Genomic DNA, 11,836 nt, shown 5'->3' on the forward strand with positions numbered 1-11,836 from the left:
ATAAGCAGAGACTTATGAAAATGAACAAAACCTATTTGGCTTTGGCCATCCTCCCTTTGACAACTTCAGCCATGGCCTACCAAGCTCAAATTGATGCTGGATATACCTATTTTGACCATGATAGTCTCAAGGTTGATTATCACGGTGTATTTGAAACAGAAGGTACTTATTACTTCAAAGCAGTTGATACTGAAAATAAACCACTTAATGAGGCTGCATTTCTTGGCCACCATAATCGCGTTTCAGCGAAATATAGTTTTCAGCATATTAAAGACGATAAATTGTATATAAATGAAACAGTTGCGCAAAGCAAACAAGAGCTGCACGGCTATTCAATAGGGGGAGAATATTATATTGATCAACTGTACTTCACAGGTGAGGTCGGTCGTCAACATTATAAAGTGGAGTCACGCTCAAGCTCACTAAACGGTTCATCTCATGCTAAGCAGCGTTTCGATCTAACCACCTATAGAGCTCTCGTTGGTTATACTCCTATTCAAAATTTACTGATAGCAGCAGGTATTAATGCTTATAAAGGTGAAGGCTTTGATGAAAATGCTTTTGCTTTAAAAGCCAAATATGTCACCCCATTAGACCAAAATGGTCAATATCTCAATTTAGAATTGGATGGTAGCTTTGGACATGATATTGATTCGATTACATTTGGTGGGGATTATTATTTAACTCAACGCTTAAGCCTAGGTAGTGCTTATACGCGAGATACGAATAGCACTAGTAAAATTCATAAAGACGAATACCAATTACGTGGCAAATACTTTATCAATAATAACCTCTCTCTTGGGAGTATTTTAAGATTCAGTGATGATGAAGATAAGTTTAATATAAACGGAACATATCGATTCTAATTCCATTCAACATGGGGAAGTAGCAGTGCCAAAACTGCTACTTTCGTTCAAATTGCATACAATTCATATTGAAAAGCAACATAAAATGACTAAAACACCTTATCTTTCACATGAATTAACATGATTTTTTATTTTTTAAAATCAATAATTTAAAGTTTTATTTTTACATAAAAATTACACAAGATACATTACTGTTACTTTTGCTTGATTGATCCTTCATGATTTTCCCCTACACTGAACTTGTAACAAAAAATGTATTAACAACTAACTCTATTGAGGGGAAGTATCCATGAAAAAATTAGCAATCGCGTCTGCGCTTCTTTCTGCTTTAGCTGTAACTGGAACTGCAAATGCATATCAAGCTGAAGTAGGTGCTTCTGCAGGTCTTATCGATCCTGATAATGGTAGTACAAGTGGTTCATTTGGTGTTGATGGTACTTATTATTTCCAACCAGTTCAAACACGTAATGCTCCATTAGCTGAAGCTGCATTCCTTGATCGTGCAAGTAATGTAAATGCGAAATACCAATACAGCGAAGTTGGTGATGATGAAAGACATCAATACGGCGTAGGTGTTGAATACTTCGTACCTAATTCTGATTTTTATGTAAGCGGTAATGTTGGTCGTGATGATCGTAAATTTGATATTGGACCTGATTTTGATGAGACAGTTTATGGTGCTGAAGTAGGTTATTTGCCTGCACCTGGCTTATTAATTGCAGCAGGTCTTAAGGGTTACGATAACGACTATGATGATGGTGTTGACCCAACATTACGTGCTAAATATGTAACTACATTGTCTAACGGTAAAGATATCAACTTAGAAGCTGGCGCTGCATTTGGTGACCTTGATGAATATAATCTAGCTGCTGATTACTTCATCGATAAAACTTTAAGTGTTGGTGTAGATTACTATAGTAAAGATACTGGTCCTGCAGATACAAACGAGTTTGGTGTAAGCGCACGTAAATTCTTCACACCTCAAGTCAGCTTAGAAGGTCGTGTAGGTTTTGGTGAACTTGCGAATAATGATTACAACAAATTCGGTTTAGCTGCTAAATATCGCTTCTAATATCTTGATTAAGATTTAATGTTTCTTAAAAGCCCATCTTAATGATGGGCTTTTTTTGTGCAAAAACCTGATGGAATGTCATTTTATGTACATTGACTCATCCCCTTTTGTTCTTACAATAGAAACTAGCTGTCACAAAACAGTCATATTTCTATAACAAAGAGAGTCAATATATGTTTAAAAAAATTACACTTGCGACTGCACTTATTGCAAGCTTAGGAACTGCACATGCGTATCAAGCTGAAGTTGGGGCTACAGCCAAATTGATCGATCCTGATAATGGTAGCAATTCTGCAGGTTTTGCGCTTGATGGCACATATTATTTTAATCCTGTTCAAATCAAGAACTCTCCATTGAACGAAGCTGCATTTTTAAATCGTTCGAGCAACGTGAATGCAAAAGTATCTTATGACGACTTTGATGTAGTCGAATACTGGAATTATGGTGTTGGAATTGAATACTTTGTTCCAAATACTGATTTCTATCTAAATGCCAATCTTTCTCAGGAAACTCAAAAAATACCTAACACCCCTGATAATGATGTCACAAACTATAAAATTGAAGCTGGTTATTTCTTAGCACCATCTTTATTGGTCGCAGCTGGTTTACGTGGTTGGGATGATGACAACGATGATGGTATTGACCCTACTCTTCGAGCAAAATATGTCACTCAAATTGGCGCAAACGATGTGAATTTAGAGGCTGGTGCTGCATTTGGTGATTTAGATGAGTTCTCTTTAAGAGGCGATTATTACATTGATAAAACACTCAGCGTGGGTGTCGACTATTTCAATCAAGATTTCAACGGCGGATCTTTTGATGAATTTGGTGTAAATGCTAAAAAATTCTTCAATCAGCAAGTAAGTGTCGAAGGTCGAATTGGTTTTGCAGATGACGGTAATACCTTTGCTGTACGTGGTGCATACCGCTTCTAATCTTTGAGTGCTAAAAACCGCTCTAATGAGCGGTTTTTTATTGATGCATATGTAAAATGCGCATTTGTAAACTGGTATTGCCATTAAAGGTATTTTTATCCAGCTCATAGACCAAGCGAATTTCATTGAGCATCGGATCAAACTGATATTTATCTGCTGCGTTAAAGGCGATTGCCTCCACCACTTGACCATTTTCTAAAGCTACACGCAGTTTCAAGTGCACATCCTTAAGCCAGCGATAATCCAAAATTTTAAAAACTCCCTCGAATACAGGCGCAGGAAACTTTTGCCCCCAAGGACTTAAATTTTGTAATACGTCCACCGTTTCAATTTGGAAAGCTGATGCTGGCAACTCCCCATCCGTCCATAAAGTTGCAGTAAACAGACTTTCATCTTGACTGGCGATCAACTGCTCAAATACCTGCTTAAACTCAGCAAAATGTTCTTTTTTAATGGTTAGACCTGCAGCTGCAGCATGCCCACCAAAGTGACTGACAATATGTGGATATTGCTCAGCCACACGCTCAATCGCATCCCGAATATGAATTCCCTCAATCGAACGCGCTGAACCTTTGATATGAATGCCATCTTCATCACGGGCAAAAACGATACTCGGACGATGGAACTGCTCTTTTAAGCGTCCTGCCACAATTCCAATCACGCCTTGATGCCAATGTGGCTCAAACATAATTAACGCTGCAGGTATTGCATCCTTATCTAGCTGAATTTGATCTAATGCACTTAATGCTTCTTGTTTAATCTTGCCTTCAACCTGACGACGCTCAACATTGAGTTGATTCAGCTGTTCAGCCAAAGGATATGCTGTAGCCAAGTCGGATGCCAAGAGACATTCGATGCCAATGTCCATGGTTTCCATACGCCCTGCCGCATTAATTCGCGGTCCAATCACAAAACCTAAGTCTTGCGCTTTCAGTCCTGCAGGATCACGTTTTGCAATATCTAATAAGACTGAAATCCCGGGGCGACATAATCCTTGTTGAATCCGCTTTAGACCACTGTCGATTAAGATTCGGTTGTTATAGTCCAAACTGGCAACATCGGCATAGGTCCCAAGCGCTACCAAATCCAAATAGTTAATCATTTGTGAAAAAGACTTGCCCATTTTTTTACGATGACTAGATAAATTCGCCAACACATAAAAGGCAACTCCTACTCCTGCCAAAGCTTTACTTGGAAACTCACAACCGAGTTGATTCGGATTCACCACTGCCTCAGCCATAGGCGTTGGCTTGGTTGTGAGATGATGATCAGTAATAATTACTTGCATGCCATGATCTTGGGCTTGCTTAACTCCATCATGACTTGAAATACCATTGTCGACCGTAATCAACAAATCAGGCGTAAAGTTGGCAAACGCAAGATCTGCTATAGCAGGTGTCAAACCATAGCCATACTTAAAGCGATCAGGGACTAAGTAATCAACATCTGCCCCCATGTCACGCAATGCAAGCATCATCAGTGCTGTACTGGTTGCACCGTCAGCATCGTAGTCACCGACAATCACAATTTTTTTGTGTTGATTGATGGCTTGGTCAATCAACTGAATTGCAGCATCCAAACCTTTCATGGTTGGCGCCAATAAATGTTTTAATTTCAGTTCTAATTCTTGTTCAGATTCAACGCCACGACGTGCCAAAATTTCGGCAATAAATGAAGGCACGCCCTGAAAATTTTCAGGGCGTGTTAAAAATGGACGTTGCTTGATTTCAAATTTTGGCATTTATGGCATCAATCGTTGTAATTTCCACGCACCGTCGATTTTTTCATAACACAAACGGTCGTGCAAACGGTTTGGGCGACCTTGCCAGAACTCATAATAATCTGGCTCTATACGGTAACCACCCCAGAAGCCAGGCTTATCTAAAGTTTGTTGATCTGCCACACGCTCATGCAAATCATTAAAGCGTTGCTGTAGCTCGTCACGGCTCGCAATCACACCACTTTGTGGGGTACTAATATGCGCTGCAATTTGACTATCACGCGGACGCTTATGGTAATAATCAGCGGATTCTTGTTCCGAAATTTTTACCACTCGACCTGAAATGCGAATTTGGCGTTCTTGTTCTGCCCAATAAAACAGAATTTGCGCATAAGGATTGGCTACTAAGTCGAGTCCTTTTTGGCTGTCATAATTGGTATAGAACGCATAACCATTTTCATCCGCACCTCGAAGTAATACGGTACGTACGTGCGGTCGACCATCGGCATTTGCCGTAGCCAATGACATGGCATACGGTTCGTGAAGCTGAGCTTCTAACGCATGGTTAAACCACAATAGAAACTGTTCATGTGGATCAGCATTCACTTGATCCTCATGTAATTCGCCTTTTTGATAATTTAGGCGCAGTTCACTGAGATCTTTAATCAAATCACTCATGAGTCAATCCCCGATTAAGCTGCTGCATTAGCACGTACAGCATCTGCCAAAGCATGTGCCAGTGCAGTCACTTCTTGAAGATTATCACCTTCAACCATCACACGAATTACAGGTTCAGTCCCTGACTTACGAATCAGTAATCGACCACGACCTTTAAGTTGCGCTTCGGCTTTGGCAAATTCTGCAGCCAATGCAGGTACTGAGTAGGGATCAAACATTGCATCTAAACGGACATTTACAAGCACGTTTGGCAGTAATTTAAAGTCAGCAACCAACTCATGCAATGCTTTCTTCTGTTCAACCATGACAGTTAAGACTTGTAGGGCTGCAATAATCGCATCACCTGTGGTGCTCTTGTCTAGAGTTAAAATGTGACCTGAAGGTTCACCACCAATAACCCAACCGTTTTCCTCTAAACCTTGCAGTACATAACGGTCACCAACTTTGGCACGTAGCAGTGGAACTTCTGCTTTTTCAAGTGCTAATTCAAGTGCCATATTGCTCATGAGCGTACCGACAATACCGGCTGGTTTATTGGCACTTTGTGTCGCCAAGATATATAAAATATGATCGCCATCAATCAGCTTTCCATTCTGATCCACTAGAATGACACGATCTGCATCGCCATCAAATGCAATACCCAAATCTGCTTGATGCTCAACAACAGCAGCTTGCAAACTCTCAGGATGAGTTGAGCCACAGCCTTGGTTAATATTCAAACCATTCGGTTCATTATGAATCGCAATCACTTTGGCACCGAGCTCACGGAATACCGCAGGACCCACGTTATATGCTGCTCCATTGGCACAGTCGACGACAATCTTTAAATTGTTTAAATCATAATGGTATGGGAACGTTGATTTACAAAATTCAATATAACGACCTGGAGCATCATCAACACGCACACTTTTTCCTAGACTCGCAATATCATCAATGACAATATCTTTCTCGAGTTCAGCATTAATCTCATCTTGAAACTCGTCTGGTAATTTTTTTCCTTCTGAAGAAAAAAACTTAATACCATTATCATGATAAGGGTTATGTGAAGCTGAGATGACAATCCCTAAACTGGCATGCAAAGCACGAGTTAAATGAGCAATGGCAGGCGTAGGTAATGGACCCAATAAATGCACATAAACACCAGCTGCGTTTAAACCCGATTGTAAAGCCGCTTCTAAAATATAACCTGATAAACGAGGATCTTTGCCCATCACCACAATCGGTTTATTTCTTTTTGTTCTACGCTTAAGTACTTTACCCGCAGCAAACCCTAATTTGAGTGCAAACTCAGGTGTGATTGGAAATACACCGAATTTCCCACGAATACCATCAGTACCAAAATAACTCATTCATTCTCTCACTTCATAGCGGGTGATTAACATCATCCTTTTTCAATGCGCACCACTTTACACCAAAATAAAAAAACCGTCATTTACATGACGGTTTTTTTTAAAAATTGTTTTATAACAGGCAATTAACCAACACGGTAATTCGGTGCTTCTTTAGTAATGGTCACATCGTGAACGTGTGATTCAGACATACCCGCAGACGTGATTTTCACGAATTTCGCATTTTGACGAAGATCTTCAATCACTGCAGAGCCTGTATAACCCATAGATGAACGTAAACCACCCATCATTTGATGCACGATGTTGCCCATTGGCCCTTTGTAAGGTACGCGGCCTTCAATACCTTCTGGAACCAACTTCTCAGCACCTGCTTTAGAGTCTTGGAAATAACGATCCGCAGAACCTGTTGCACCCGCCATTGCACCCAATGAACCCATTCCTCGGTAAGCTTTGTAATAACGACCTTGGAAGAATTCAACTTCGCCTGGTGCTTCTTCAGTACCAGCAAGTAAAGAACCCACCATAATCGTACTTGCACCTGCACCGATCGCTTTTGCCATATCACCTGAGAAGCGGATACCACCGTCTGCGATCAATGGAATTTGATCTTTCAGTGCGTTAGCAACAGAATCGATCGCCGAAATTTGTGGCATACCAATACCTGCAACAATACGAGTCGTACAGATTGAACCAGGACCGATACCTACTTTCACAGCATCTGCGCCTGCATCAAGTAAAGCCAATGCAGCATCGCCAGTCGCAATGTTACCGCCAATGACTTGAACTTGTGGGTAGTTGGCTTTAACCCAACGTACGCGCTCGATAACACCAGCAGAGTGACCATGTGCAGTATCGACTACAATCACGTCAACACCCGCATCAACCAATGCTTCAACACGGCTTGGAGTTTCTACACCTGTACCAACTGCAGCACCCACACGTAAACGACCTAAGTCATCTTTACAGCTATTTGGATAAAGCTCAGCTTTATTAAAATCTGTTACAGTGATTAAACCTTTTAGTTCGTTGTTTTCGCCAACAACAATCACTTTCTCAATGCGATTTTTTTGAAGAAGTGCCTGAATGTTTTCTTTCGATTCACCTTCGCGAACAGTGACCAAACGATCTTGACCAGTCATGATGTTGCTTACTGGCTGTTCAAGATTAGTTTCAAAGCGTGTATCACGACCTGTCACAATACCAACTACTTTGCCATCTTTCACCACTGGCACACCGCTGATATTGTTCGCTTGCGTAATTGCGATTAACTCACGCACAGTCGTTTCAGGGGTTACTGTAATTGGATCTTTCACCATGCCTGCTTCAAATTTTTTCACACGGCGTACTTCAGCAGCTTGCGCTGCAATATCCATATTTTTATGAAGGATACCAATACCGCCATTTTGTGCCATTGCAATTGCCATACGGGATTCAGTCACCGTATCCATTGCTGCAGACACAAGAGGGATATTCAAATTAATGCCGCGAGTTAAACGTGTCTTTAGAGAGACATCTTTTGGGAGAACAGTAGAGTAGGCAGGGAGTAATAGGACATCATCAAAAGTTAACGCGTCTTGAACGATGGTCAACATAACAGTCTCACTGGTAATTTCCGTGCGCCATTATATACAAATTTTAAGGTAAATTTCATTTCTTATTATCGACAATTTTATGAAATTTACCCACCACCCCTATTTTTATGCAATTTACTATCCGAAAAAATCATAATAAGAGCATATAAAACAGAAGCATATTTTAAATCATTCAAATTAACTGACCTGATCGTAATCGTCATCATTCGACGATGGAACAATTTCAATATCAATTAATGGGATCAGATGATGGGCTTGTCGAGCTTTGGCACATTGCGCATCTCCGGCTTGGACCTCTCTACACGATGAACTGCGAACCGTATAGATCGAGCAAGAGACCTGCTTCCCTATTTCTCCTTCTAGAGCAACGCATCGCGGGTTAGTTTGATTCGTCCCCACCATACAAGCATATACAGGGTTAATATCCTCAACCATCTCGGTAGGGATGTTCATCGCTTCCGCACCATAAAATGAAACACGGAAATAGGCACAACAAGCACCACAACTTAAACACGCATCCTGTGCAGAAATCTGAGAGAGCATTTTTAAATCTCTTAAAAATAATTTTTTAGTGACGAAATCCTAAAAAAACTTAATTTCAAAAACAAGATTTATTTTTATTATATTTATTTACTAATCAATAACTTCCATTAAAAAAATGCACCATTATGAATCACTTTCATGGTGCATTATTTCAATACTATTTATAAATAAAATAAATCTTTTGAAGATTCAGATCTTTATGCGTATACAACCATTTATAAACAATAATGTTGCACTAAAGTGCCCACACCAATGACAAGGAAAATTATTGCGCCAATTTTGTGAATCAAGGAAATAGGTAATCGATTCGCCAATTTATCACCAATAAATACTGCCGGCGCATTAGCGATCATCATACCTAATGTCGTTCCAGCCATCACCCACCAGATACTGTCAAAACGTGCAGCAAGTGCCACTGTCGCAATCTGCGTTTTGTCGCCAATTTCAGCCAAGAAGAATAAAATAAATGTCGCTCCAAAAACGCCAAATTTTTGCCATTTTTGAATACTTCCTGACTCATCCTCTAGTTCATCAGGGACCAGCATCCAAGCAGCCATAGCAATAAATCCTATTGCTAGAATCCACATGAGGATCTCGGGACTTAAAATTGTTGTAACCCATTGTCCTAGAGCAGCGGAAACTCCATGATTGACAATTGTCGCTAACAAAATAGCAATTAAGATTGGAACGGGTTTACGAAAGCGTACAGCAAGAAGTAAAGCTAACAATTGGGTTTTATCACCCATTTCAGCTAGTGCGACGATACCTGTAGACAGAAGGAATTCATACATGATGTCTTTCTCTGGCTAGCATAACAAATACCAATGACCCACCATCCCTGCTAGCCAAAAATCTGCAGAATGGTAAATCAAAGGTCTTGCCAACAAAAGAAAGCTCAAATAGAGCTCATTTGGTTCTTTGCTATGATGACCATGCTCGTTTTAGAGCAAATATGTTGACCATCACCTGTTCTATTGCAGAACAGCGGCTACTCCCCAATGAAGTTTATCCATTATAAGCCTGGCTTTTTGTTTTTACAAATAAAAACCCCACCGAAGTGAGGTTTTGATTCTGCAGACAAAATACGTTAAAAATATTTAGATGAGCAATGTACGAATATCTTTAAGCAGCTTCGTCAGTTTATTGGTAAAGCGAGCAGCATCAGCACCATTAATGACACGATGGTCATAAGACAATGACAATGGAAGCATTAAACGTGGATCAAAACCTTGTCCATTCCACACAGGTTGCATCGTTGCAGGTGAAATACCCAAGATTGCCACTTGCGGCCAGTTGACAAGCGGAGTGAATGCCGTACCACCAATTGCGCCTAGGCTTGAAATCGTGAAGTTGGCACCTTGCAGATCTTTCGGTGACAATTTCTTATCACGTGCTTTTTGACCCAACTCACCGAGTTCAACTGCGATTTGCTTAATTGATTTTTGATCTGGATTACGTAGCACAGGCACTGTTAAACCATCTGGTGTAGCAACAGCAATGCCCATATGGATTTCTTTACGCAGTAATACGGTTTTGCCATCATCAGACAAGTGACCTGCAAACTCACGTTCTTCTTTTAGCAAATGCGCTACAGCCTTGATGATGAATGCCATAATGGTCAGGCTAATGCCTTCTTTCTTAAAGTTGCCTTTAAGCTCATTACGCCATGCTTCAAGCTCCGTAATATCTGCCGCATCGAATTGGGTCACTTGCGGGATATAATTGTTCAATGACAACTGTGGAATAGACACTTGCTGTAAACGTGTTAACGCTTTTTCTTCTACACCACCAAAGGCATCAAAACTTGGTAATTTAGGCAATCCTGCTGGTGCAGCAACTGTCGGTGCAGCAGTTACAGGTGCTGGTGCAGTTAAACGTGTTTTCACATACGCAAAGATGTCTTCTTTCATTAAGCGTGCATGTGGACCAGAAGCTTTGACTTCTGCCAACACAACACCAAGCTCACGCGCCAACTTACGTACCGCAGGACCAGCATATACTTTGGCATTTGCTGCATTTTGCTCTTTGGTCAGTTTATCTGCTGAAGGGGCTGCTGTTTGTACAGGAGCAACCGCTGCTTGCGCAGGGGCAGCTTTTGGTGCTTCCGCTTTTGTACTCACTGGTGCTGATACAGGGGCTTCTGTAACTGGGGTTGCTTGACCTTCAGCTTCAATCGTGACTAAAGCCACACCTTCAGACACATTTTGACCCAATTCAATATGAATTGCGGTAATCACACCTGTGGTGGTACTTGGTACTTCAACGGTCGCTTTATCTGATTCAACCACAATGATGCTTTGGTCTTTTTCAACCTTATCACCAACAGCCACTAAAATTTCAGCTACGGCAGCTTTGTCTACACCTAAGTCAGGGACAGCGATCTCAATTTTACCTGCTGGCGCTGAAGCAACTGTCGCTTTTGTTGATTCTGCAGGTGGTGCCTCTGCAGATGGAACAGTCGTCGGTGTAGTTTCTGCAGAAGCTTGCGCCGCGGTTGATGCTGAAGCTGCTGTTTTCACTTTCAGAATCACAACACCTTCTTTCACTGTATCACCGACTGAAATTTCAATCGATTCAACTGTACCCGCAACAGCACTTGGAACTTCAACTGTCGCTTTGTCAGACTCAACGACAATGATACTTTGATCGGCATCAATTTCGTCGCCAACCGCAACCAAGATCTCACCCACAGTGGCTTTTTCAACACCAATGTCTGGTACTTGTACATCAACGGTTTCAGACGCCGTTGATGCTGCTTTAGGCGCTTCCGCTTGAGATTGGGCTACAGGTTCTGCGTGAGCTTGTGCTTTCGATTCTTCAACTTGTGCTGTAGGTGCTTCAGATGACGTTTGCCCCTCCGCTTCAAGCTCTACCAAAGCCGCACCTTCAGCAACTTCGTCACCAAGGCTCACCAGAATACTTTTCACCACACCTGCTGAAGTGCTTGGCACTTCAACAGATGCTTTGTCAGACTCCAACAAAACAATGCTGTCATCGACACTAATCGTATCACCCACTTTGACCAAAATTTCAGCCACTGTGGCTTTATCTACACCAATATCAGGAGTCGTAATTTGCATG

Annotated in this window: 10 protein-coding genes and 1 riboswitch; of the genes, 3 read left to right on the top strand and 7 right to left on the bottom strand. The window is 41.2% G+C overall.

Translation table 11 applies throughout. The features are described from left to right. Positions 1–14 precede the first annotated feature (14 nt). The 3 genes from FTV32_RS09120 to FTV32_RS09130 all read left to right on the top strand — a co-directional run bounded on the left by FTV32_RS09120 (position 15) and on the right by FTV32_RS09130 (position 2,873). A complete protein-coding gene (locus FTV32_RS09120) occupies positions 15–866 on the top strand; it encodes a putative porin (protein WP_051586529.1) in 852 nt (283 codons plus the stop codon). 289 nt (positions 867–1,155) lie between these two features. After that, entirely contained in the window at positions 1,156–1,938 is a 783-nt protein-coding gene (locus FTV32_RS09125) for a putative porin (RefSeq protein WP_035265806.1), read from the top strand. Between the two features lie 173 nt (positions 1,939–2,111). After that, entirely contained in the window at positions 2,112–2,873 is a 762-nt protein-coding gene (locus FTV32_RS09130; protein WP_180028487.1) for a putative porin, read from the top strand. Between the two features lie 37 nt (positions 2,874–2,910). Here the strand turns inward: FTV32_RS09130 and recJ are convergent, their stop codons facing one another. The 7 genes from recJ to FTV32_RS09165 all read right to left on the bottom strand — a co-directional run bounded on the left by recJ (position 2,911) and on the right by FTV32_RS09165 (position 11,835). Then, complete coding sequence (recJ, locus tag FTV32_RS09135) at positions 2,911–4,614, bottom strand: single-stranded-DNA-specific exonuclease RecJ (protein ID WP_180028488.1); 1,704 nt, start codon at positions 4,612–4,614, stop codon at positions 2,911–2,913. Beyond that, a complete protein-coding gene (gene pdxH, locus FTV32_RS09140) occupies positions 4,615–5,271 on the bottom strand; it encodes a pyridoxamine 5'-phosphate oxidase (protein WP_092766509.1) in 657 nt (218 codons plus the stop codon). A 14-nt stretch (positions 5,272–5,285) separates the two neighbouring features. After that, positions 5,286–6,620 (bottom strand): phosphoglucosamine mutase, encoded by a 1,335-nt coding sequence (gene glmM / locus FTV32_RS09145; protein WP_035265813.1) that lies wholly within the window; start codon positions 6,618–6,620, stop codon positions 5,286–5,288. 125 nt (positions 6,621–6,745) lie between these two features. Continuing rightward, positions 6,746–8,212, bottom strand: a complete 1,467-nt coding sequence (gene guaB, locus FTV32_RS09150) for an IMP dehydrogenase (RefSeq protein WP_035265814.1) — start codon at positions 8,210–8,212, stop codon at positions 6,746–6,748. A 177-nt stretch (positions 8,213–8,389) separates the two neighbouring features. Then, entirely contained in the window at positions 8,390–8,755 is a 366-nt protein-coding gene (locus tag FTV32_RS09155) for a YkgJ family cysteine cluster protein (RefSeq protein ID WP_179999146.1), read from the bottom strand. Positions 8,756–8,970: 215 nt separating this feature from the next. Next, positions 8,971–9,546: a TMEM165/GDT1 family protein gene (locus tag FTV32_RS09160; protein WP_180028489.1), complete on the bottom strand. Its 576-nt coding sequence runs from the start codon at positions 9,544–9,546 to the stop codon at positions 8,971–8,973. A gap of 76 nt (positions 9,547–9,622) precedes the next feature. Continuing rightward, positions 9,623–9,764, bottom strand: a riboswitch (yybP-ykoY riboswitch). An 88-nt stretch (positions 9,765–9,852) separates the two neighbouring features. Next, positions 9,853–11,835 (bottom strand): 2-oxo acid dehydrogenase subunit E2, encoded by a 1,983-nt coding sequence (locus FTV32_RS09165; protein ID WP_092766511.1) that lies wholly within the window; start codon positions 11,833–11,835, stop codon positions 9,853–9,855. Between the last annotated feature and the right edge of the window lies 1 nt (position 11,836).

The organism is Acinetobacter sp. YH16032, assembly GCF_013417345.1.
Taxonomy (GTDB): Bacteria; Pseudomonadota; Gammaproteobacteria; order Pseudomonadales; family Moraxellaceae; genus Acinetobacter.

Bases quoted from the DNA above. Each gene is read 5' to 3' on its own strand.
- recJ (WP_180028488.1), bottom strand. From the start codon at position 4,614: ATGCCAAAATTTGAAATCAAGCAACGTCCATTTTTAACACGCCCTGAA.
- pdxH (WP_092766509.1), bottom strand. From the start codon at position 5,271: ATGAGTGATTTGATTAAAGATCTCAGTGAACTGCGCCTAAATTATCAA.
- glmM (WP_035265813.1), bottom strand. From the start codon at position 6,620: ATGAGTTATTTTGGTACTGATGGTATTCGTGGGAAATTCGGTGTATTT.
- FTV32_RS09165 (WP_092766511.1), bottom strand. From the start codon at position 11,835: ATGCAAATTACGACTCCTGATATTGGTGTAGATAAAGCCACAGTGGCT.
- FTV32_RS09155 (WP_179999146.1), bottom strand. From the start codon at position 8,755: ATGCTCTCTCAGATTTCTGCACAGGATGCGTGTTTAAGTTGTGGTGCT.
- FTV32_RS09160 (WP_180028489.1), bottom strand. From the start codon at position 9,546: ATGTATGAATTCCTTCTGTCTACAGGTATCGTCGCACTAGCTGAAATG.
- guaB (WP_035265814.1), bottom strand. From the start codon at position 8,212: ATGTTGACCATCGTTCAAGACGCGTTAACTTTTGATGATGTCCTATTA.
- FTV32_RS09120 (WP_051586529.1), top strand. From the start codon at position 15: ATGAAAATGAACAAAACCTATTTGGCTTTGGCCATCCTCCCTTTGACA.
- FTV32_RS09125 (WP_035265806.1), top strand. From the start codon at position 1,156: ATGAAAAAATTAGCAATCGCGTCTGCGCTTCTTTCTGCTTTAGCTGTA.
- FTV32_RS09130 (WP_180028487.1), top strand. From the start codon at position 2,112: ATGTTTAAAAAAATTACACTTGCGACTGCACTTATTGCAAGCTTAGGA.